Origin of the sequence: Perlabentimonas gracilis, from assembly GCF_011174675.1 — a bacterium.
GTDB classification, from domain to species: Bacteria; Bacteroidota; Bacteroidia; order Bacteroidales; family Tenuifilaceae; genus Perlabentimonas; species Perlabentimonas gracilis.
The window spans coordinates 1-23,029 of the sequence record NZ_JAANIG010000045.1; the positions used below are offsets into that span (position 1 = coordinate 1).

The window sequence follows — 23,029 nt, forward strand, 5'->3', positions numbered from 1 at the left end:
AACCTTCGGTATAACAGTCACCATCGGTCGTTTGTCCGTTGGTAAAAATAAATAATAAAATTGTAAAAAAAATGCTTGGTTATTTAGGGTTAAAACAGGTTGATACAATTCAGGTGTCCATTGATGGTGTTGATGAGGTTTATAACTCCATCCGCAGGGGGTCATCGTTCGAGCATCTATCCCATAACGTGAGGGAATTGGTCGATCTCTGCAAAGGCACGCAGACTGCAATAATGCTAAATATGGTGGTTACCAAGGAGAACCATTCCGATATGGCCTCGCTGGTTAAGTTTGCTGCAGAAAATGGGGTGAAATATGTCGACTTCACACTTTTAAATCTTGCCGCTGTTACATTTCAGGAGATTAGCTACTACAAATTCTATAAATCGGTTGAGTTTAAAAGCAGCCATCAGGAACTGGAAATGGCAATTAATCAATACCCCAAAGTAACTGTTACCAATAAAAACTTTGCAACCCACAACAGCTTCCAAAAGTGCCCATTCCCTTGGACACATTTCTACATAACCTGGGATGGCTACCTTGTACCCTGCTGTGCTAAACCCTTCCCAAAGGAAATGAACTTTGGAAACATTAGGGAGAAGACCGTTCTAAACGCTCTAAACACCAATGATTATAGGAACTTCAGAAAGATGTGGCTTGCCAACACAGCTCCCAATTTCTGCCACAATTGCCACTTCCTAAACATCGAACCAGTTTAAGAAATAGAAAGGGGAGCATAATCTGCTCCCCCTTGAAGAATATATGATGTGTTAATAAAAACCTTACATCATTCCGCCCATTCCGCCCATTCCGGGGTTACCCATAGGCATTGGGTTTTCTTCTTTCTCGTCGGCCATTACGCACTCGGTGGTTAGGAACATACCTGCTATAGACGATGCGTTCTCAAGGGCCACGCGAGTTACTTTAGTTGGATCAATTACACCGCTCTTGAAAAGATTTTCGTACTTATCGGTGTAAGCATTGTAACCATAGTCATCCTTGCCTTCCTTAATCTTCTGAACCACAACAGAGCCATCCTGGCCAGCGTTGCTAACAATTTGGCGAAGAGGAGCCTCAATGGCTTGACGAATAATCTTGATACCTGTGTTCTGATCCTCATTCTCTACTGAAAGGCCTTCAAGCCCCTCTAGAGCACGGATGTATGCAACACCACCACCAGGAACAATACCTTCCTCAACGGCAGCACGGGTCGCACTAAGGGCATCGTCAACGCGATCCTTCTTCTCCTTCATCTCAGTTTCGGTAGATGCACCAACGTAAAGCACAGCCACACCACCGGCTAGCTTAGCCAAGCGTTCCTGAAGCTTCTCGCGATCGTAATCGGAGGTTGTATTCTCAATTTGTAGCTTGATTTGAGCAACACGCTTTTCGATGGCCTCTTTGTTACCAGCTCCATTCACAATGGTTGTGTTCTCCTTGTCAAGGCTAATTTTTTCTGCTGATCCAAGCATATCAACCTTGGCAGCGTCAAGGCGAAGGCCTTTCTCCTCGGAGATAACCACACCACCGGTTAGGATGGCGATATCCTCAAGCATCTCCTTACGACGATCGCCAAAACCTGGTGCCTTTACGGCAGCTATCTTAAGCGAACCACGTAATTTGTTAACAACAAGCGTAGCAAGAGCCTCTCCATCAATATCCTCAGCAATGATTAGCAGCGAGCGACCGTTTTGAGCAACTGGCTCAAGAACTGGAAGCAGATCCTTCATGGTTGAAATTTTCTTGTCGGTGATAAGCACGTATGGGTTTTCCAGTACGGTCTCCATCTTATCGGGATTGGTGATGAAGTATGGCGATATGTAACCACGGTCGAACTGCATCCCCTCTACCACCTCAACGGTAGTTTCAATTCCTTTGGCCTCCTCAACGGTGATAACACCTTCCTTCTTCACCTTTTTCATAGCTTCGGCAATAAGCTTGCCTATTTCGTTGTCGTTGTTAGCCGAAATGGTAGCCACCTGCTCTATCTTGGTGTAGTCGTCGCCGATCTCAATGCTTTGCTTCTTAAGCCCCTTTATAACCTGAGCAACGGCTTTGTCGATACCGCGCTTCAAATCCATTGGATTTGCACCAGCGGTAACGTTTTTCAAACCAACCCCAATGATTGCTTGGGCTAGAATGGTTGCAGTAGTAGTACCATCACCAGCATCATCGCCAGTTTTTGAAGCAACCTCTTTAACCATTTGTGCACCGATGTTCTCCATTGGATCACTTAGTTCGATTTCCTTGGCAACGGTTACACCGTCCTTAGTTATTTGGGGCGCACCAAATTTCTTCTCAATAACCACGTTGCGCCCTTTAGGGCCAAGGGTTACTTTTACCGCATTAGCAAGCTTATCAACACCTTTCTTAAGCTGATCGCGAGCCTCAATATCGAAACTGATAATTTTTCCTGACATAGTATTGAATTCTTTAGTTTTATTAAACAATTAGTTTGCGATGGATGCAAAAGCTACACAACTGCTAAAATATCCGACTGCTTCATCATTAGGTAATCCTTACCATCGATGTTTATTTCAGTACCAGCATACTTTCCGTAAAGTACCACATCACCTTTACTTACCTCCATTGTAACATCTTTAGTACCGGAACCAAGGGCTACAACAGTACCCTTCTGAGGCTTTTCCTTAGCTGTGTCGGGGATGTAAATACCGCTTGCGGTTTTCTCTTCTGCTTCCATGGGTTCAACTAGAACCCTGTCGGCCAATGGTTTAATTTTTACGTCTGACATATCTTACTTGATTTATTGTTAATAAATGGTTTTTCGATTCACAGCCTTGCATATTACGAAATGCGTGCCAAAGGAAAAATATGACATTATTGCCAATTTGCTGCTGATACCTTACAGCTGTAGGAAGCCGCCTAATAAGGCCTTATAAATGTAAGGGAAGATGAAGTTATGATATTGAGATCGCTGAAAAACAAACCTTTGCGACAAACAACACAAAGGACAAGGGCAAATAAAACAAGGAGAAGAAACGGTGTAGAGTATCGGACAAAATACGATAACCAGCTCGTTAGCAAATACATTAAGTGCAAATACAACAAAAGGGTGTCAGTCTGACAGATACTGACACCCTTTGGGTATTGTAAAATAGTATTACCTATTAATTCTCATCAGGGTCTCCACCATTACCATCCTCATCTGGAGTTGGTGTTGGGAAGGTTGGAAGTGTTGACTGACTTGGGGTTCTGTCAAGTTGCTCCTCTATAGCCGAACGGCTAACCTCACCCCTATCGCGGGGAATAGCAAACGAGGCAAATAGGCTTAGTACTAAGAGGCTAACGGCCAAAGTCCAGGTTGCCTTTTCTAAAAAATCAGCTGTTTTGCGAACGCCCATCACCTGATTTGACGATGCGAAGTTCGAGGCTAATCCACCTCCTTTAGAGTTTTGTACCAACACAATTAGTATTAGTAGAATGCTGGCAATAATAATTAACACTGAGATAAGCAGATACATTGCTAATGATTTTAACGTTTATTTATCGGGTTGACTCTTAATTTCTTCAATTTGACCGGCAAAGTAAGCTTTTTTTTCTGGATAATTCAAACTTAATTTCTCGTAAATTTTTATGGCCTTATCCTTAAGCCCCTGAGCCAAGTATATCTTAGCTAACGATTCGCTAGCCGTGTCCTCGGGCTCCTTAAGCGATTCGAGAGAAATATCTTCCTGCTCCTCTCTTTCCTGGTTGGCCGGTTGACGGGGAACAATCCTTGGGCTGGTCTCAATAAAAGCGTCAATTAGTGCAAACGGATCGTTGGGGTCATGCTCACTCGCACTACTTAGCTCCTTGTAATCGCTTTTATTGATAAGATCAAGAACCGATGGCTCCTCTTGCTTCGGCTTTTCTGGTGCAACAACTTTATCCTTTATTTTGTTAAAATCGACCGATAACGATTTATAGCCATCCTCGTCGAGCATATCGTTGGGAATCTCCAGGGTGTAAAGCTGGGGATCCATAAAAACTTCCTCATCCGTTTTATGCTTTCCCCCATCAGAGGAATCGCTAATTTCTAAAAGATTATCTCCATCTGCAATATCCGCAACCTCTGGCTGAGGCGCTTCATCAACCAATTCCTTAACCTCTTTGGAGTCGTCAAGCATAAATGGAGTTCCCGAATCGAAGGGCTCTTCTTTACTCGTCACCGGCTTCGTTGGGCTAAAACTATTCCTTTGGTTGATATAGAAGAAGAGTGCCTTTCTGTTGGGTGCCAAAGCAGCAGCCCTCTTTAGCTTATCTTTGAATTCATCCGATGGAGCATCCCCACCGCATGCCAATCCCAATACTCGAGCGGCATAAAAGTATGGGTACTGCTCAACGGTTTTATCCAGCAAGCTGATGGAGTCCTGCTCAGCGCTGTAAATACTTTCGAGGCATTTGTAAAACTGTTCCTTTTCCATATCTACCAGTTTGCTACTGCGCTATTAAAAATATCTTCTACTAACTTGTCAACAATTAACCTAACGAGTTCCTGCTCAACCTGAACTAGCTGCTGTCGGCTGTCGAAATCCTCAAAATGCGTAAATGTTCTATCGTAATTCTGCGACGGGTCAATGGCATTCTCAAACTTAACGCGCACTGCAATGGTAAGCCTATTCATAGCAGCCACCTCATTTCCCTGAATGGCCACAGGCTGAACTCTATAGTTCCTAATCTCACCGCTAAACGATAAATCGCCATACGAAGGTACCACATTGAGTCGGGTTTGCGAAACAAACCTATTTCTTAACCCCTCCGACAGGGTGTTGCTTAATGTTGGGTTTACCAGCGGGGCCAGATTCTGAAAATGATCAACACTAACCGATTTAACGTCGGGCGAAATGGATGCTCCAGTAAAAGAGTAGCTCATAGAGCATGAGGGAACAAGGGCAAACATTACAATCCCCAAAACAATCTGTGCAATTAATATGTGTGGTTTTTGTCTCATAAAAATGCTAATCTAAGTTGTACTCCTTAATTTTACGATAGAGCGTGCGCTCTGAAATTCCTAGCTCATGGGCTGCTTGCCTGCGCTTACCGTTGTATTTCTCCAATGCCTTCTTTATCATTTCCACCTCTTTTTCGGCTAGCGAAAGCGACTCCTCTACAATCTCTTCGGTATCCTGTATGTGGGGGTGATTCTGCGGAAACGACTTGGACTCGTACTCGTTTTGAGGTGCATTTGAAATATAGGGCACCTCCTCCTTGTACAGGTTCTTAATTATCCCCGCACTTTCTCTGCTAACATCTACACTGTGATTTCCACTCTGCAACATGTCGAGCACAAGTTTTTTCAGATCGTTCACATCGTTACGCATATCGAAGAGGATCTTGTACAGAATCTCTCGCTCATTGGCAAACGAGGGCTCGGCGGCTGAGTTTTTGGTGATAATGGCTGGCAGTTTCGTTGGGTTATAATCGGGCAGGTAATGAAGCAGCTTGTCGGCGGTTACCAGCCTCGATTCCTCAATTACCGATATCTGCTCGGTTACATTCTTTAGCTGACGAACGTTACCCGGCCATTTGTAATTTACGAGTACTCGTCGTGCGTCATCGTCGAGCGTGACGGTGGGCATACGATACTTCTCGGCAAAGTCGGATGCAAACTTTCGGAATAGAAGGGGGATATCCTCAATACGCTCTCGCAATGGGGGAATACTTATGGGTACAGTGTTAAGTCGGTAATACAGGTCTTCGCGAAACTTACCATTCTGAATTGCTTCCACCAAGTTGATATTGGTTGCCGCAATCACTCTCACATCCGTCTTCTTCACCTTTGATGATCCCACCCTAAGGAATTCGCCAGTTTCGAGCACACGTAGCAAGCGCACTTGAGTTGAAAGGGGAAGCTCTGCTACTTCATCTAGGAAGATAGTTCCCCCATCGGCCACCTCAAAGTAACCCTGTCGACTCTCCATAGCACCCGTAAACGACCCCTTCTCATGACCAAACAGCTCCGAATCGATAGTACCCTCGGGTATTGCCCCACAGTTAACGGCGATGTAACTACCATGCTTGCGAGCACTAAAGGAATGAATTATCTGAGGGAAAACCTCTTTCCCTGTTCCGCTTTCACCTGTAATAAGAACCGAAAGATCGGTTGGGGCAACCTGCAAGCCAATGTCGATTGCTCGATTTAACCCCTGCGAGTTACCAATAATCTCGAACCGTTGCTTTATGCGTTGTACATCACTATTCATACCCAAAAAAATTACTACTGACAAAATTACATATTTTAGCACTAAGCTACAATATGGTTTTCGATTAATTTAACTGCATCAATATTTATCAAAAGGTGATTGGTCAACTGCCATTTTTACTATAATTAACCCAAGCTCCATTCTTATGAGCTTTAAAAAGATATTTATATACAAAAAAACCCTCTGCCTGACTGCAAAGGGTTTAAATGATTTCAAGCATTGTAATACCTTACTCAACCTCCTTGACAAGTAGGATGTATGTGGGGAAGTGATCGGAATATCCCCCAAGATACTGCCCTCCGGCATAGCTACGGAACGGATACCCCTTGAAGCGACCAGATGGCTGCTGCAAGAACTTCTTATTGAAAACATTGGCCCTGTAAAAGCGATACGACGAGTAATCGGTCTCAACCAATGGTTTGGTCACAAGAATCATATCGAACAAACTCCAGGTGTCGCGCCAAGCAAGGGTGCCAATACCTCTTTTGTAGAGGTTATAAAATGGGTTGTATAGCTCATCGCCATTCTTCATCTTGTCAATCTCAGGAACGGCCTTCATATATTTGGTAACGCTCACGTTGTCGGGGTTATCGTTAAGGTCGCCCATAAAAATAACCTTTGCGTTGGGGTCGGCAGCTTGAAGTGAGTCGATAATATGACGGCCAAGCTCTGCAGCAGCAATCCTCAATGGCCGGCTACGGCTCTCTCCTCCCCTACGCGATGGCCAGTGGGTGACAATAAAATGAACCATTTCACCATGCAGCTCACCAGATACCAGAAGCTGATCGCGAGTTCTAAAATTATCGCGGCCCGGAATTGTAAGCCTATAGCTTTTACTATTTGTCACCTTAAAATACTCGGGCTGATACATTAAGGCAACATCAACACCTCTGGCATCGGGGCCATAATGATGAACTACCTGATAGTTGCGTGAGGCAATGGCTTTACGCTTGGCCAAATCTTCAAGCACAGTTTCGTTCTCAATTTCAGCAACACCAAGCACAGCTGGCCCATGCGGGGTAAAATCGGTTCCAATCTCCGAAATAACCCTTGCAAGGTTATCAAGCTTCTCGAAATACTTAGGCGTATTCCACTTGTTTGGTCCCTCTGGGGTAAATTCAAAGTCATTTATTCCCTTAGTGTCAAGTGTATCAAAAAGATTCTCGAGATTGTAAAACGATATGCAAACAACCTTAAACTCTTTCTTTTGCTGAGCATGGCCTGCAAACGCAACACTTAAAAGTATTGCTATAACGAATATTCTTAGTGTATTTACTCTTCCTACCAATAGCATAGTAATGTTAGTTTTATGTTACACCTAAACTGAATAAGATTACTGCTTACTCCGATTAGGAATTAAAAAGAAAATGGGGGTAAAGATAGTTTAAAATTGGATTTTTTGAATGCAATCTCGACTATTATATCTATTTTTATCACCCCTTTTTTTAGGGGTATTTTATTTAATTAACTTCTTTTAAGATGTTTATGAGAAAATCTGTTCTACTTACATTCATGCTTCTTGCGCTAACCCTTGGTGGTTTTGCGCAGGTAGATACCACAGCAGTTGACACTAAAGAGGATTTTATCCCTATTATCACGCTTTCAGCTTCCGATTTTGAGACTGATGATGAGGTGCATGATATATCGGGATTGCTACAAGGTTCACGCGATGTCTTCATGTCAACCGCAGGGTTTACTTTTGGTTCCGCCCGTTTTAGGGTGCGAGGCTACAACTCTGAGAATTCGACAGTCCTAATAAATGGTGTAACTGTTAACGACCCCGAAACAGGTCGAGCGTTTTACTCCACTTGGGGAGGTCTTAACGATGCTATGCGCAATACGGTAAACACCATTGGTTTAGCCCCCTCGGAGGTTACCTTTGGTGGTTTTGGAGGTACGAACAATATTGAGATTAGACCCTCGCAAAACCGTACCGATACACGCGTAACCTACTCTGCAGCAAACCGAAACTACAGAAACAGGATTATGTTTACACACTCTACCGGTATTGTTGACGATTCGTGGGCAATGACCATATCTGGATCGCGCCGCTGGGCACAACAGGGGTACGTTGAGGGAACATTCTACGATGCGTATGCATACTTTGTAGCACTTGAGCGTAAGCTTAACGAATCACACAGCTTCACCTTTACTGCATTTGGAGCGCCCTCCAAAAGCGCTCGTTCGGGTATTGCAGTTCAGGAAGCATACGATTTAACAGGAAACCAGTTTTACAACCCCAACTGGGGCTACCAGGACGGCAAAGTTCGTAACGCGAGGGTAAACAACTACCATAAACCCATGATGCTTTTAACCCACTACGGGAACTTTGGCAAAACTACGGTTACATCAACAGCAGCATACTCATTTGGACGCGGTGGAAACACTGCCCTGAACTGGCGAAATGCTTCTTCTCCAACCTGGAGTGATGGGTCAACCATCAACTGGCTTGTGGGATCCGACCCTCGCCCCGATTACTACCGTTACCTACCCAGCTACTACGAGGGTGTTGACGACTACATGTTCAATAAGCTAACCGATCTGTGGCAAAACGATGAGAAGTTCCGCCAGATCAACTGGGATCATATGTACTTTGCCAATTCCGATGAAATTTCGGCTGACGACCCAACTGGCGGCAAACGCTCAAAGTATATGCTTGAAGAACGCCGTAACGATCACACTCAATGGATATTTAATACCAATGCCCGTCACCCTCTTACCGACAGAATAATCCTAACGGGGGGAGCCAATGTTTCGCTCTTTAAGGGGAACCAGTTTAAGGTAGTAAACGACTTGTTGGGAGGCGATTGGTGGAAGGATGTTGACCCATTTGCCGAGCGTGATTTCGACGACGAAAACTTTTACCAGAACGACCTTAACAATCCAAATCGCCTTGTGAAAGTGGGCGATAAGTTTGGATACGACTTTACAGCCAACATCAATCAGTTGGATGTTTTTGCTCAGTCGGAGTTCTCATACACTAAGGTCGACTTTTTTGTTGCTGCAACTCTTTCGCACACCTCGTTTTGGCGAACCGGCCATATGCGTAATGGTCGATTCCCCGACAATTCCTATGGCGACTCCGATAAAAACAACTTCCTAAACTATGGAGTAAAAGGTGGCGCTACCTATAAGTTTTCGGGCCGCCACTACTTCGATGTGAATGCTGGTTACCAAACCCGCGCACCTTACTTCCGCAACTCATATATTTCGTCACGCGTAAGAGATCACGTAGTAAACGGACTAAAGAGCGAGCAGATACTAGCAGCAGATGCAAGCTACGTGGTTCGCGCACCACTAGTTAAGTCGAGGTTAACCGTATACTACTCCGAAATAATGGATCAAACCTGGAATAGAAGTTACTACCACGAGGGATACAACACCTTTGTAAATTATATTATGACTGGTGTTGACACCAGAACTATGGGCGCAGAACTTGGAGTTGAGGTAAATGTTACCCCGGATATAACTGTCAATGCAGTTGGCGCATGGGGGCACTATACATACAACTCGAGGCCTGTTGTTTCGGTTGCCCGTGATAACGACTATGAGCTTCTTGCCGAGAACCGCACGGTATACTTCAAAAACTATCGCATAGGTGGAACCCCACAGGCAGCAGCATCGGTTGGGTTTAGGTACAACTCGCCCAAATACTGGTTTGTGGGATCAAACTTCAACTACTTTGGGAAAATATATATTGAGCCCACCCCCGATAGAAGAACCGAAGAGGCTCTTGAGGGGCTTGTATCAACAGATCCTGAGTGGAACAAGATTCTGGAACAGCAAAAGATGAACGATGGCTACACTCTTGATATTTTTGGAGGAAAATCATGGCGAATTGCCAACAACTACTACATCCGAGCTAACCTTAGTGTAAGCAATGTGCTGAATAATCAAAGTTTAACCGTTCTCGCTTTTGAACAGCTACGAACCGACTACAGGGATGTAGACCGGTTCCCGCCCAAAATGGCCTATATGTACGGGACCAACTTTTTCCTTAATGTTAACTTCTCATTTTAATTCAATTTTACTTGTAAATACATTAACATCTATATATTATGAAAAGATTTAGCTTCAAACTACTAGCCGTAACATTACTTGTTGCCGTTGCTGCTTACAGCTGTATCGACGATAAGTTTGATACTCCTCCAATTGTTGAACTCCCCGAGGGCTCTGTTCTAACAATCCAAAAGCTCAAAGAGCTTTGCCCTCCGGGCAACACCTATAAGATTAACGGTGACTCGTCGCTTTACGCCGTGGTTACCATGGACGAGATGTCGGGTAATATATACCGCAACATCTTTGTGCAGGACAATTCCGGCGCTGCAAACCTTAGGTTTGGCTCAACTAGTGGCCTATACGAGGGCGACTCCATTAGGCTTTACCTTAAGGGTGCTGTACTTTCATGGTATAACAACCTATTCCAAATCGACTCGCTGCATGCCGATTACAACGTGGTGAAGCAAGCCACCGAAAGATTCGTTGAGCCAGAGGTGGCCACCATTAGCCAAATTAATTTGGATAAAGACTACTTCCAGTCGCGCCTTGTAAAAATTGAGGATGTACAGATTCGGGCATCGGACACAGCCAGTATTTGGGCACCCTACCAGCAGTATGGCGAGATTTATATTGAGGATACCCTCGGCAACAATATGATGATTCGTACTAGCGGTTACGCCAAATTCGCAGGCGAGAATGTTCCTAACGGATATGGATCAATTATCGCCATTGTTGGTCTTTATCGCGAAACCGTTCAGCTTGGCATTCGCCGAACCAGTGAGGTAAAACTTGATAGCGAGCGTTGGATAGACGGAAATGCTGGGGATTCGCAAGGAACTGGAACATTTGAAGATCCATATAATGTGGCCGCTGCTATAACCAATAACTCTGGTGCGGACAAATGGGTTGCTGGATACATCGTTGGTGTTTACGAAACTATGGATGAAAATGGTAATAACCTTTCGGAATTTAAACCTTCATTTGAGGCTCCTTTTCATACAGATGCCAATATTCTAATTTCAGACAATCCTAATGAAACAAGTTTATCAAACTGTCTCCCTGTTCAATTACTTACAGGTACAATTCGTAATGTTGTTAACCTTAAGAATAATGAAAATAATCTTGGTAAAGAAATTAAGCTAAGAGGCAATCTTGAGTCTTACTTCAGTATCTCTGGGTTAAAAGGAACTAATGGCTACTGGTTAGATGGTGATGGTATAAACCCTGATGATGATACGCCAGGAGAATTAGAGGAAATGTCTATTGCCGAAGTTAGAACACTATTCCAAGGTTCAAACGTTACAATACCTGCAGGAAAAAAGGTTATAGGTACGGTAATATCCGATAAAGATGCTCAAAACATCCACGGCAATAACATACAAATTGTTGATTCAGAAGGAACAGGGATTGCTCTTAGGTTTACAGCGGCTCACGCCTTTGTACTGAATGACAAAATTGAGGTAAATATTTCTAACACCTCGCTTGAATCATACAATGGCTTACTTCAGGTTAACAACGTTGCCATATCGAATGCAACCAAAATAGGTACAGGTACTGTTGAGCCTATAACGCTAACAATTAACGAGATTAAGTTGAACTTTGAGCAGTACGAGTCAAGGCTAGTAAAAATTGTTGATGCAACTATAACTAATACCGGAGGAACATATGGAGGTAATTCCGGAAACTCAACAATCAGTGATGCATCTGGGCAAATGGTTCTTTACACAAGATCCCAAGCCTCTTTCGCATCAACCTCAATTCCCGCTAGCCCCAAAACAGTAGTTGGTATTATGTCTGAATATAGCACTTCAACAAATCCGAATAACTACCAGATACTAATTAGAAACCTGAACGATATCCAGTAATTGATATCCATTATGGATTATTTATTCAGAGGGGTGCTTACTTGGTAGGCACCCCTCTCGTTATGTTTAGCCACCAATGAACCAAGGTAAAATCATATGTGGCGGCAAGTGATCTCAATAGAAAAGACACCCCCAAGAAAACGTAAAAAAAGCCCCGGATGGGGCTTTCTAATTCCATATTAAGGCATATAAAGTACTACCAGCTAGTAGTATAAGTATGGTTATATACCCTATAAGTTTTACGCTCTCCGGTTTTATCGGAGGTAAAGTGAATGTAACCCGACAGCATCGATATGCGGCGCCCCGAGGTGGTGGTGGCCTCAGCGTTGAGCGGCTGGTTAATATTAAGGGTTAACGAGTGATTGCCCTTACCAGAGTATTTCTGGCCAACATTATCAATGGTAATTGGGGGTTGACCCGATAGCTCCAGCTCAACCTTGTTGATGGTGAATGGTGCGTCGTACTTAGCCACTACGGTTATACTAATTTGCGACGAGCCAATGGTTCCCTCGTCGGTTGATGTAGCCGTTAGGCGAATGGGCTCATTCACAAATATGGCGGCTTTATCAGCTGTAATATCAAAGTAAAAGTTCTTCTGTACGTTGTTGTTCCCAAAGCGATAGGAAACAAGGATATTGTTTTCGGGATCTTCGTAGCAGTTAAAGTAGTCATACTTAATTAGCGTATGATCCTTGTTGTTTACAGTGCTAGTAATACGTGCGCATTCCGATCGAACCGTTGGGCGTCTTGCAGTATTTACAAACTTATCGCCAAGCCTTAAGGCATACTTTAGCTCACCCAGGCCGCTCTCCAACTCAACCAGCTCAATGCTTCGGTACAGGTTAGTATAGCGAGTTATTCCAAGGTTGGCTTTGTCCTTTCGGCCATCCATAAAGTAATCGGCAAGAATTCGGAGTTCGCCAATATTCTTCTCAATATCATCCAGGTTAGTGATGTTGTCGGCAGCAGCTACAAGCTCATCGAGCTGGCGAGTCATCTCCTGATCTCGCTTTTTGAACTCCTCGACAAGCTTCCATATCTCGGTTCTGGGGAATGGATATTTAAGGTGATAGTTAAAGCGAACAGCCCTAGTACCTCTATCCTCCAGCTTTTCCCAGTAGAACTCCTCTACTCTCGACAAGGAAATCCCCTGTAGAAAAGGTACAGGCCCCGAGGTGGTGGTGGTGGTGGTGGCAAAATTCTCGAGATACGACGAGATGTTGTTTACGGTGGTTTCCTGAACCTTCATCTCCGACGTGGTTTGAACATTCTCGGCCACTGCACTTACAATCTGCTCCTTCACCATATTCAATGCATTCTGCTGTGCTTCCTGTACTGTCGATCCACTGCCAACAGTGATAATGTAATCTTTTTCAAGCCCGTTTATCCAGCCTGGTTGTCTTCTGCTACTCGATTCAACTACCCTAGTTTGTGCAACACACACTACGGTAAGAGCAAATAGAGGAAGTATTAGGAGTACTCGTTTCATCATTGGGTAGATTTTGATGGATTTTTTCTTAAAGCAGTAATTAGAAACGTATTGCTTTGATAATGCAGTTACTATTTGATGAGAGAACTAAAAAAGAAAAAAACCAGCAACCCATTTGGGTTGCTGGAATACAAACTCTAACTAGGGACGCTGATTGGCAAGGTTTTCCATCTCCTGATTGAAGATATTCTCAAACTTCATCTTGTCATAATCAAGACGAAGCCTGTCGTCCTTACTAATGCTATTGTTAACATTGTTTAGCAACTCATCCTTGGCTATTTCAACGGCCATATACACAACGTACTTACCCTCAAGTTGACGAGTCTCTTCGCAAATTACTGCCATGTTGTTAAGCTCTTGGTTAACAACTGAGCGAGTCATATCCTCGAATTTCTCAGCAAACTCATTGGCATCACCCACGGTGATATCCTGAGTATAACGATCGGTAACAGCTTTAATAGTACTGTTAATACCAGTTGCTAATGCAGCACGTGCATCAACACTTGCCTTACGCTTAGCAGTGCTAAGGTTAGTGCTCTCGCCCATTCCAGTTCCACGGAAGTGAGACCTGTCAGCTGCATACTTGCTACCAGCGCAAGGGATTTCAATTTTTTTACCAAGGCCATCAGAGGTTTTCTTTCCGCAGCTAGCGAAGGTAAATGCTCCTGCAATTACAACAATTGCAAAAAGTGCTTTAATCAGTTGAAGCTTTTTCATAATGTTCGAAAATTTAGGTTAATAGAAATGATTATAAAAAAAATTAAGGTTAAAAAAATATCTTTACTATTCTAGTTTTTGTAAAGCCAACTCCAGTCGAAGTTTTGAGATGCCCCATAGTAAGCCCATGATTTGGCCACATCGCGTCCGGCCTCAATCTTCATCTTTTGAATATCGATGCTATCGTCGTACTGCTTCATTTTGAAGCCCCAAGATGAACCTCCCTCGGCTTCAACAGCAGATGTTACAGTAGAAACAAGCTGCTGTGCATCCTCGTAGCATCCCATATCGGGTGTAATCTTTCCAAGGTTCTCCTCAACTTTCGATAGCTCTTTGCCTGCCCAAGCAGCCCTTGCTGCAGATAAGTACTCGTTGCACTGTTGGTCGGCATACTCTTGGTAGATATCAATGGATATCTGCATACACTTATCGTAACATTCGCGGCTCACATCGGGTACCGACATCAGGGTGAATAGAGCCTCCTCGTAATTCTTTTGGCCAGCAAGAGCCTGAGCTGAGGATATTACAACATCGCACTTGGAGTTGTAGTACTCTATGATCTTCTCCTTGCCCTTCTCAACAAACCCACGGAACTGTCCGTGACGAGGATTAATCCCGTTAAGCGCTTGGGTATAGGCTCTCTCCTCGGTATTGCCAACGCCACGAACCTGAATGCTGGTTTGGCTGTAGATATTCTGCGTAAGCATATCAACAATATACAGCGTAACATCCATTGTTAACGACACCATAGGTGGGGCAGTTGGTGTAACATCCTTGTTAATGATAGATAGCATGGGCACCATAACAAACTGCGCATTTTCGGTTGCTCCTAGTCCATTTAAGGTTGCAATCTGCATAAGCCTATTCTGTAGGTTACGCTGTGCGCCACCGGGTACCCCAGCCTCATCGGGAACAATTGCCGCTATGGCAATACGCCCTAGGTCGTCAGTTTTGCCTAGGCTACTCTGAGCCATTCCCGTATATGTGAGGGCAAATAAGGCTAATAGTATTGTAAGTTTCTTCATCATTGTATTAGGTTAAGTTCTAAAGTTTTACTTCTACAAGCAAACCCCGTGCCGAACAATTAAATTATTTAACAAACTTTAATTATTTGAGGTTGGGATTGCACCTAACTACTTCTCGCCCACTATCAACCAAGCCTCACCTAGTCCTCGCATATAGATCTTAGAATCGATTTGGAAGTTGTCGCGGAGATGGCGGCTAAGCCCGCTTAACCATCTACGGGTATCAACGGCACGCTCACGCCCACGGCTATCGGTTTCCATCATGGGGATACGCACCTGTTCAAACCTCATCTGGTTATCGCTAGCATCAGAAAGGCTGAATCGACCCGACACGGTATTATCAAAGAACCAGTTCTCGATATGCTCCAACAGTTCCAACTCTTCACCTTGGTAGGTATAGTAGGTCTCAAGGTTATCGAACCAGCTGGCAAATCGCCTAATGTTAACCCTTACCTCACGGCCAATGTTAAACATCTCGTCGAAATGGCGCTGAAGGCCTGCATTAAAACCATCCATATGGCTTAAAACAGCCTCCTCCAGAAGTAGCTCTGGCGATGCGGCAGAAGATGGTGCACCTGCTCCTGCTGCTCCTGATATTTGTTTAGATGTATAAGCATCGAGTCCACGTAGGTTAAAGCTTATATAACGGTGTGGACCTTGCCTTTTAATGTCGAAACTTAAATCCATTATTATATCTGCCTTGGCTGTACGCTTCAACATATCAACTGGGCTTTCGGCCAGTTCGGAACCTGAGGTAGATGACATAAGCATAGCCGCCTCGGCAGCTTCACGCTCTAGGTTACGCAATTCCATCTCAAGATCCTTTAGGGGGAATCCTCTATCGGCCATGATCTGTCCCATCTTGGTAATAACCAAGCGTAAGTCGGCATCGTTTTGCATAGCCGCCTTGTAATCGGGTAGGGTTTGTTTAGCCCCCATGCTCTCGAACTCGAGCTTATATCCACGGCTAATACAGTACTGGTCGCTAGGCACCACCATGATGGTGGGCTTACGTGCTTGTCCCAACAGGGTTAAACTTACAAGCGAAAGGATGAATATGCTAAATAATTTCTTCATAACTATTAGTTTTCAGATGTTCGTCAATTTGAAAAATAAAATTATACTTGGCGTTAAAACCCTGTGCTTAGGCTACGAGCTATGCCATCGGCTTCGAGCTGCTTACGCAGAGCATCATACATCACCTGAGCATAAATGGCCACCTTGTAAGTTCTACGATCGATCTGAAGCCTATCCTGTCCACTAGGCATTCCATCGGTAGTCATAGTTATAAACTGAAGATATTTACCTCCAGGGGAGAAAAAGGTCTCGAAGTACTCGGCATGCTTATCGCCAGCATTGGGGTCGGTGAGGATTGCGGGAGTTGCCGCTGCTCCATGGCCACCGGGTATTCCTTTAAATATAACAGAAGCAACAGCATTCATTTTAGCCTCAATAACAGCATCCTCAACTCTGCGGCCAAAGCCCCACACCTTCATAACCTTGGTTCCATCCTGGCCAACGCCCATAATTTGAACCTCGTAGTTGTAGTTACTGCTGTAGTGAGCCTTCTTCTCTTTCCGAGAGTATCTCTCCTGAGCATTGGACATATGCCCAATGGCAAATAAAAAGACTAAAAAAAGGGATAGATAACGAAGCGTTTTCATAGCGAATATGTTTTTAGGTTAGTAAAACTAATTAATAATGTAACTTTAGAAGCCTAGCTTTGCACCAATCATCATTGCAGGACCACTTCGGTTAAACCTTGAGTCCCAACTCCAACCAAGGCTATTTCCATCCTCATCAGTAGCATCGCCAAAGCTATACGCACCCAGTCCTCCAACAATTTGGAATCGATGAGTCAAATTTAGTGCCAAATTTGCACCTATACGTACGTAAAGCGCGCTAATATCCTCATCGTTTCCAAATACACTATATGATGTTTGCTCAAGACCCAATCCTACATAGGGTCTAAGCTCAATATTGCGCATAAGCTGTAAACCCTTGGCTAAGCCGCCTCCGTAACGGAGCATAGCATATGATTCACCATTAGAAACCGTAATATCTTCAGCAGTATCGGCACCTCCCTCAACATAAACAAAGGTTGAACGAATGCCTATGAAACTTCCGATGCGATAGTCCAATCGTCCATAAAAACCCGATACATTTCCAATCTCAGGACCTAGGGCTACTTCGATTCCAAAATCATTTTGTTGCTGAAGAATAAAACCTGGTTCAAGCTTACGTCCAGCAACCTGATAAAATCGAGAGGTCTCAGTGTCACCAGTGGCTACTTTGCGGTTATCGGTAATTTTTGATTTTGAATCGGCACGAATTACACCACGGCGTTTTGGCTCAGCCTGCCCTGTTTTGGAGTTATACACATACTCGTACACAAAGAATCGGTAGTCGGTTTTCAGCCCCTCTTTCAATCCGATTTTGGCACGAAGGGGGTGAGTTTCGTAAAGAGGTGTTTTTACCTTAAACTCCTCAACGTCCATCTCGATACGGTAAATAATATCGTCGTATGCTTTCTGAAGGAGTTCTTGCATAAGCTGATCGGTAGATTTTGGCTTAAAGAAGAGGCCTAGGCCAGTATCGGCTTCTGCTTGCGATGAAGTAATAGATAAAGATTTTTGAGTAACTGGAACTACTGGAATTTCGAGCTGCTGGAATGCTTTACGCTTTTGAATCTTAACCTCTTCGGGATCATCGTCGTAAATCCAAGTTTCGTAGAAAGCGTTGCGAACCTCATCGTCGAATTTAATCCTAAAGAGATACCCAGCAGCGTTGGCCTGCCAGCCCTTTGTATCTTTGAACCCGGCCTCGGCCATAGTCTTGATATTGGAGATATCGATAACAAGAATATAGCTTAAGTTTACCAAGCGGTTTCCAAAATCCTCAAGGGCAGCATTTCCTCTTTTGCTAGTTTGTGCCAACAGAAAATCGGCATCGGTGGCTGTAAACCTACCCCGCTGGTGAACAAGCTCCATATCCATAGTACCATCGGGCTGCCTGTTGTACCATTTTGCTATTATATCCCTACCAACATTGGCGTTGTTAAGGTCTTTCTGAATTGCATCCTGAAGTTTGGTAATAGCAGATTCTCTGCTAAATGATGCCTTTAATAGCAAGTAGTCGATATTGTTATTGTCATACTTATCGGAGTATAAAACCGAATCTACCTTTGAGCGGGCAACACTCCAATGATTTCCTGACTGAAAATCGATAAAAAAAGTTGTGAGGGAACTCCTGTCGTACGTTGTTGGAACCTTTTCTTTTATATCCTGCGCAAAAACATGTGAAGCTAGGCACAAGGATAGAAATACTAAAAACGACCTTTTCATAGCACTCTAAATTTTAGGGTTTGAATTATATGATGATTCAATACAATAATATAAAAGTAAAAAAAAATACAGCATGAGGAAGAACATATAAGTAATTTATTTGATAGTTCGTCAGCAAAATTTGGTAGTTAGACAAAAACATACGCTCAATTACCTTTAAGTGAGGTTTAAAAACAGAAGTTTAGCGTCCAGTAATTAGAATATTTCGGTGGAGAGACCAAAAAAGCCAGCTTACAGCTGGCTTTTGAGAGAAGGGCAGAGTACTTATCAATCGATTGTAAAGCCCATTACTTGTGCAATTATTCTAGGAACATCGGTATTGTCAATCTGACCGTTAAACTTATCTTGTCCTGCTCCAATAGCATACAATGGTACATGCGAAGCGGTATGCGAGTAGGTAGTCCAGCCAATTCCAGCCATTTCGTTGAGAATTTTCACAGAGGTAACTGCTATGGGATCGGCAGAACCATATTTCTCTTTATTTACTTTCTTCTGAGCCTCTGTTTGGTTTGCTGTGGATGCTTTATAAGCATCCCTAAGCCAGCTTTGGTGTTCAACTGAAAGCTCGTCGAACGTTAGCCCCAGCAATTCGTCTGACTCAAGCAGGCTAAGCAGTTGATTGAAAGTTGGGCGGCCGTTATGCTGTTTTTTGAATTCGCCAACAAGCTCACTAAGTATCTCAAGCGAGTGTTTCTGCCTGGCAAGCATTGATACATCGGATTGGTACTTGCGCTCCCTATTACCCACGCTAAGCCCTCCTGTTTCATGATCGGATGTAACCACAATTAATGTTTCATCAGGATACTTCGAGTAGAACTCGAGGGCAACAGCAACAGCGTCGGAGAATGCAACAACATCCATTATGGTTGTGGCGGCATCGTTATCGTGGGCAGCCCAATCAATCTTGCCTCCCTCAATCATAAAAAAGAATCCGTTGGGATTCTCGAGCAGCTCAATGCCCATCCTTGTAACTTGAGCAAGGGTTACATCATCCTCGTTAGTGTCTATGTGGTACTTTAATGTTGAGCTTGATGCAGGTGACTCGAGGCTGAAAACAACCGATTTGTAGTTACTCCTCATATCATCATCAACACTCAGACTCGAAGTGAAGAGAAAGCCAAGGCTATCGCCTCTGGAGAAAATACTACCCCGCGACGCTACGCTTCGCTCTCCTTTGGGGTCGCGAAAACCTCCACCTGCGTAGTAATGGAAGCCTGCTGAAATCAGATCATGTGAAATTTCATGGTACATCCCCCTATCGGGTTGATGAGCGTAGAAGGCGGCAGGAGTTGCATGATCGATACTAACACTGGTTGCCACACCAACTTTGTAACCGTTTTGCTTGGCAAAATGGGCTATACTAAATAGCGAGTCGGAATGGTCGTATGAAAGTCCTATTGTATTAACAGAGGTTTTGTGACCCGTTGCTAGGGCAGTTCCTGCAGCTGCAGATCCTGTGATATATCGATTCTGCGAAAATGTTTCAACGAAACCTGTCACAGGGAATTTTGTAAACGATAAATCGTTATTGCCATTATACCCCTCTTGGCTTGCTAAGAAGTTTTGAGTTGCAGTAATATGCTGCACCCCCATACCATCACCTATGAAATAAAAAACATACTTGGCAGGTTTATCTGCCGTAGGTGAATTACATCCCGTGATACTTATTGTAACAAGCACTACAAGTAGTGCTTGTAATAGTTTAGGTATTCTCATCTTATGCTAAGTTTATTACAAAAAACATATAAATAACAAAATAGTTTGCGAAATATACAAATAAAGGCTGTGCTATACAGCACAGCCCTTACAAATATTGGGTAGGAATAGTTACTATTCAGTTCTACGCGCAGAGTAGCTAATTTTTAGCGCACTTGCCTTACGTAACTCCTGCTTCACGTCGGTAACAATACCCATACGGGTTTCTTCGTCTACCTTAAGGGATGTTGTAAGGAAGGCCCTATCGGCCTCGCTTAGCGCATCTCTTTCGGCAGAGATAAAGTCGCGAATATCAACCAACGTTTTGAAAGAGTCGTTAAGCTGGATCCTAGAGTCTGTTCCAAATAGCCCCTGATACTGACGAGCAGGGGGGCCAATGAATATGTATGATACCAATGACTTCTTCTCCAACTTAACTACCTCGGTTGCTTCAGGAAGTTTAACCCTAACCATCATCTCTGTTTCCCTCATGGTCGTACTAACCATAAAGAAGAAAAGAAGCATAAATACGATGTCGGGAAGTGATGCTGTGTTAATTGCCGGAGTTCCTCCTTCGCCTTTTTTCTTAATTACTGCCATTAGTTACGCCCTCCTATACTTTTGGGTTCTGCCTCGGAAATACGTAGTGGGTAAATCTTTTGAACGGCTTTTTGCTCATCCTCAGAAAGATCTTCATAACTCTTTCCGAACTTTGTTCTGGAAAGTTCATTTCTGAGCTCGTTATAGGCTGCCACCAACTCGTTTTGTACAAGCATATACATACGGTATGAGGTACCCCTATCGTTTTGCAATGAGATAACGCCCCGAGTAATCCCTACTGTTCCAAAGAATTCTACTTCAGTTATCTGTTTTTCGGGCAAATGGGGGTCGTCTGTAGGATTGGAAAGGAATTCCTTAGCCTTATCCTTAAGCATACTAACTTCCATAGGCATCCCTCCCACCAAGAGGCGGTCACTCTTGTTTACCAGCACGGTAAGAATGTTCCTTTGCTTAACATCCTGCTCTACATCGGTGTTTTCTTCAGGCATAGGAGGAAGCATTCTTGCCAACCCTGTATCTACATTCATGGTTGTGGTAACCAGAAAGAAGATTAGGAGCAGGAAAGCAATGTCAGCCAATGAGCCTCCATTTATTTCTGGTGTTTTTCTTGCCATGTGAATATTCTTTTTAAAGGGTGAACATAAGGTTCACCCATATTTGCTTATCGATTAAAAATCCCTCGAACTCCTGTAAAAAGGAGCGCAAGAAGAGCTGTGCCTAGTAGAATGTACGTGGCAATGATACCTGTGTCGGCAAGCTTAAGAACCGCAGGATCTGAGAAATTTGGCTCCAATGCAGAAGTTGCTGTTACTATAGGCGTTGTGTCTGATAGCAAGTAAGCCGTTAAGAATACTGCTGCTAACACGCCTAAGCTAACTAGTACTTTTGCTATGTTCTTGGGGTTAAGGATAAAGTGAACTAGCGGGAAAATAACCGCTAAAACTGCACCTATCAGCAATAGTATAATTGCCCAGTTGATGTAGGGTGCTGCAATAATTACCTCCATATCGGCCTCGGCTCCTGAAATTCTGAAGAAGAAAACCAAAGCCACGATAATGGAAGCGCCCATAATCACCCAAGAAATTATTTTTGTAATTAATGCGATTAATTTATTGGACATGAGGTCTTATTTTTTAGTGTTATACTTCATAAGTATATCGATTAGAGAGATTGAAGCATCCTCCATGGTGTTAACCAGCTTATCGATTTTTGATACAAGGTAGTTGTAGAACACCTGTAGAATAATAGCAACGATTAGACCGAATACGGTTGTAATAAGAGCAATCTTGATACCTCCAGCCACGAGCGAAGGTGAAATATCACCAGCCACCTCAATAGCGTCGAAAGCTGCGATCATACCAATTACAGTACCCATGAAACCAAACATAGGAGCGATAGCAATGAAAAGGGCAATCCAAGTAAGGCCACTTTCAAGCTGTCCCATTTGTACCGATCCGTAAGTAACAACCGATTTTTCAACCACATCAATGCCTTCTTCAGAACGGTCAAGTCCTTGGTAGAAAATGCTAGCTACTGGGCCACGGGTGTTCCGGCATACCTCTTTGGCTGCTTCAACGCCTCCGTTCTTCATAGCCTCTTCAACCTTGGCTAAAAGTTTCTCGGTGTTGGTGGTTGCAAGGTTAAGGTAAATGATCCTCTCGATGGCTAGAGCCAAACCTAGGATAAGTACCAAAAGAACGATACCCATAAACTCGGGACCACCCTCAATAAATTTAGTTTTTAGCTGCTTGTGTAGAGTAACCTCTTGCTCAACAGCCTCAACAGGAGCAGTTACTGGGGCTTCAGCCTCAATAGTATCAGTTTCAACCATTGTGGTATCAACAGATTCTACTGTTTCATCTTGAGCAATAAGGGTAGTTGATGCTCCAAACATCAGCATTCCGGTAACTGCAATTAATGCAAATAGTTTTTTCATGGTTAGAGTTCGTTAAATTATTACAATCGGATTTATTTAAACAAAATTACATTAGTTTTTAAAAAATGCAAGCGGAGAGAGTGGGATTCGAACCCACGATACCCTTGTGAGGTATACACACTTTCCAGGCGTGCGCCTTCGACCACTCGGCCATCTCTCCAATAAACATTACTTTCGCAACGCCATTTTTAGGGG

The 23,029-nt window shown here is 43.6% G+C and carries 21 protein-coding genes and 1 tRNA gene; 3 read left to right on the forward strand and 19 right to left on the reverse strand.

The genetic code is table 11. The features are described 5' to 3' along the window. The first annotated feature begins 71 nt into the window (after positions 1-71). Positions 72-719, forward strand: coding sequence for a radical SAM/SPASM domain-containing protein (locus G8O23_RS15110; protein WP_166366348.1), 648 nt, complete (start codon positions 72-74; stop codon positions 717-719). 63 nt (positions 720-782) lie between these two features. On the opposite strand, the gene groL is transcribed toward G8O23_RS15110, so the two are convergent. The 7 genes from groL to G8O23_RS15145 form a co-directional block, all read right to left on the reverse strand. Beyond that, entirely contained in the window at positions 783-2,420 is a 1,638-nt protein-coding gene (gene groL, locus G8O23_RS15115) for a chaperonin GroEL (protein WP_166366350.1), read from the reverse strand. A 53-nt stretch (positions 2,421-2,473) separates the two neighbouring features. Then, complete coding sequence (locus G8O23_RS15120) at positions 2,474-2,752, reverse strand: co-chaperone GroES (protein WP_166366352.1); 279 nt, start codon at positions 2,750-2,752, stop codon at positions 2,474-2,476. A 376-nt stretch (positions 2,753-3,128) separates the two neighbouring features. Beyond that, the gene (gene secG, locus G8O23_RS15125) at positions 3,129-3,482 is read right to left on the reverse strand and encodes a preprotein translocase subunit SecG (protein WP_166366354.1); all 354 of its coding nucleotides are present in this window, start codon (positions 3,480-3,482) and stop codon (positions 3,129-3,131) included. Between the two features lie 18 nt (positions 3,483-3,500). Next, on the reverse strand, positions 3,501-4,424 hold the full coding sequence (locus G8O23_RS15130; RefSeq protein WP_166366356.1) for a hypothetical protein: 924 nt from the start codon (positions 4,422-4,424) through the stop codon (positions 3,501-3,503). A 2-nt stretch (positions 4,425-4,426) separates the two neighbouring features. After that, positions 4,427-4,951 carry an LPS assembly lipoprotein LptE gene (lptE, locus tag G8O23_RS15135; RefSeq protein ID WP_235942311.1) on the reverse strand — a complete coding sequence of 175 codons (525 nt, stop codon included), beginning with the start codon at positions 4,949-4,951 and terminating at the stop codon, positions 4,427-4,429. A gap of 7 nt (positions 4,952-4,958) precedes the next feature. Beyond that, entirely contained in the window at positions 4,959-6,203 is a 1,245-nt protein-coding gene (locus G8O23_RS15140) for a sigma-54 interaction domain-containing protein (protein ID WP_166366358.1), read from the reverse strand. Between the two features lie 229 nt (positions 6,204-6,432). Continuing rightward, positions 6,433-7,497 carry an endonuclease/exonuclease/phosphatase family protein gene (locus tag G8O23_RS15145; protein WP_219932558.1) on the reverse strand — a complete coding sequence of 355 codons (1,065 nt, stop codon included), beginning with the start codon at positions 7,495-7,497 and terminating at the stop codon, positions 6,433-6,435. Between the two features lie 191 nt (positions 7,498-7,688). Here G8O23_RS15145 and G8O23_RS15150 point away from each other — a divergent pair, with 191 nt between their 5' ends. Continuing rightward, entirely contained in the window at positions 7,689-10,223 is a 2,535-nt protein-coding gene (locus G8O23_RS15150) for a TonB-dependent receptor plug domain-containing protein (RefSeq protein WP_166366360.1), read from the forward strand. Positions 10,224-10,261: 38 nt separating this feature from the next. After that, on the forward strand, positions 10,262-12,067 hold the full coding sequence (locus G8O23_RS15155) for a DUF5689 domain-containing protein (RefSeq protein ID WP_166366362.1): 1,806 nt from the start codon (positions 10,262-10,264) through the stop codon (positions 12,065-12,067). A gap of 196 nt (positions 12,068-12,263) precedes the next feature. On the opposite strand, the gene G8O23_RS15160 is transcribed toward G8O23_RS15155, so the two are convergent. From G8O23_RS15160 to G8O23_RS15215, 12 genes are all read right to left on the reverse strand, one after another. Beyond that, positions 12,264-13,559: a hypothetical protein gene (locus tag G8O23_RS15160; RefSeq protein ID WP_166366364.1), complete on the reverse strand. Its 1,296-nt coding sequence runs from the start codon at positions 13,557-13,559 to the stop codon at positions 12,264-12,266. Positions 13,560-13,697: 138 nt separating this feature from the next. After that, the gene (locus G8O23_RS15165) at positions 13,698-14,273 is read right to left on the reverse strand and encodes an LPP20 family lipoprotein (protein WP_166366366.1); all 576 of its coding nucleotides are present in this window, start codon (positions 14,271-14,273) and stop codon (positions 13,698-13,700) included. A 71-nt stretch (positions 14,274-14,344) separates the two neighbouring features. Beyond that, the gene (locus tag G8O23_RS15170) at positions 14,345-15,301 is read right to left on the reverse strand and encodes a hypothetical protein (RefSeq protein ID WP_166366368.1); all 957 of its coding nucleotides are present in this window, start codon (positions 15,299-15,301) and stop codon (positions 14,345-14,347) included. A gap of 105 nt (positions 15,302-15,406) precedes the next feature. Beyond that, entirely contained in the window at positions 15,407-16,375 is a 969-nt protein-coding gene (locus G8O23_RS15175) for a DUF6175 family protein (protein WP_166366370.1), read from the reverse strand. Between the two features lie 53 nt (positions 16,376-16,428). Next, on the reverse strand, positions 16,429-16,962 hold the full coding sequence (locus G8O23_RS15180; protein WP_166366372.1) for a hypothetical protein: 534 nt from the start codon (positions 16,960-16,962) through the stop codon (positions 16,429-16,431). A 45-nt stretch (positions 16,963-17,007) separates the two neighbouring features. After that, positions 17,008-18,642: a hypothetical protein gene (locus tag G8O23_RS15185; protein WP_166366374.1), complete on the reverse strand. Its 1,635-nt coding sequence runs from the start codon at positions 18,640-18,642 to the stop codon at positions 17,008-17,010. A 267-nt stretch (positions 18,643-18,909) separates the two neighbouring features. Beyond that, positions 18,910-20,358, reverse strand: a complete 1,449-nt coding sequence (locus G8O23_RS15190) for an alkaline phosphatase (RefSeq protein ID WP_166366376.1) — start codon at positions 20,356-20,358, stop codon at positions 18,910-18,912. A gap of 114 nt (positions 20,359-20,472) precedes the next feature. Beyond that, a complete protein-coding gene (locus G8O23_RS15195) occupies positions 20,473-20,937 on the reverse strand; it encodes an ExbD/TolR family protein (protein ID WP_166366378.1) in 465 nt (154 codons plus the stop codon). Next, positions 20,937-21,512, reverse strand: a complete 576-nt coding sequence (locus tag G8O23_RS15200) for an ExbD/TolR family protein (RefSeq protein WP_166366380.1) — start codon at positions 21,510-21,512, stop codon at positions 20,937-20,939. Before G8O23_RS15200 ends, G8O23_RS15195 begins: the two co-directional genes overlap by 1 nt. Before the next feature lie 47 nt (positions 21,513-21,559). Next, complete coding sequence (locus tag G8O23_RS15205) at positions 21,560-22,018, reverse strand: hypothetical protein (protein ID WP_166366382.1); 459 nt, start codon at positions 22,016-22,018, stop codon at positions 21,560-21,562. A gap of 6 nt (positions 22,019-22,024) precedes the next feature. Continuing rightward, on the reverse strand, positions 22,025-22,834 hold the full coding sequence (locus G8O23_RS15210; RefSeq protein ID WP_166366384.1) for a MotA/TolQ/ExbB proton channel family protein: 810 nt from the start codon (positions 22,832-22,834) through the stop codon (positions 22,025-22,027). 72 nt (positions 22,835-22,906) lie between these two features. Then, positions 22,907-22,994: transfer RNA gene (locus tag G8O23_RS15215), tRNA-Ser, on the reverse strand. Positions 22,995-23,029: the final 35 nt, after the last annotated feature.